The organism is Vibrio sp. HI00D65 (genome assembly GCF_001635455.1).
Classification (GTDB): domain Bacteria; phylum Pseudomonadota; class Gammaproteobacteria; order Enterobacterales; family Vibrionaceae; genus Vibrio.
Genome location: NZ_LWEH01000379.1, coordinates 1 through 334, shown reverse-complemented (window position 1 = coordinate 334; position 334 = coordinate 1). Strand labels below are relative to the sequence as shown.

At 37.1% G+C, this 334-nt stretch carries 1 rRNA gene; it reads left to right on the top strand.

Annotated features, from left to right (window positions below):
• Positions 1-251 precede the first annotated feature (251 nt).
• Positions 252-334, top strand: a 16S ribosomal RNA gene (locus tag A3712_RS21400); the annotation flags it as partial.

The following is a 334-nucleotide window of genomic DNA, read 5'->3' as shown; positions in this document are numbered from 1 at the left end:
CTAGCGACTGAGATGAAAATCACAAAACGCTAGCGCTCTTTAACAATTTAAACCTATCAATCTGTGTGGGCACTCGTTGATGAATATCAAAATTGATTCTTAGGAATCACATTGATTTCAATGGACTGAGTGACCAATCGATAATTTATTATCGGCACAGTCAATTCATTATCATTCTGTTGGAATGGTAATAGCTTTAAAATTACTTTTTGTAGTTTTGAAGTCAGTATTCATTGAGTCACCAAAATCTTAAATTGAAGAGTTTGATCATGGCTCAGATTGAACGCTGGCGGCAGGCCTAACACATGCAAGTCGAGCGGAAACGAGTTATCTG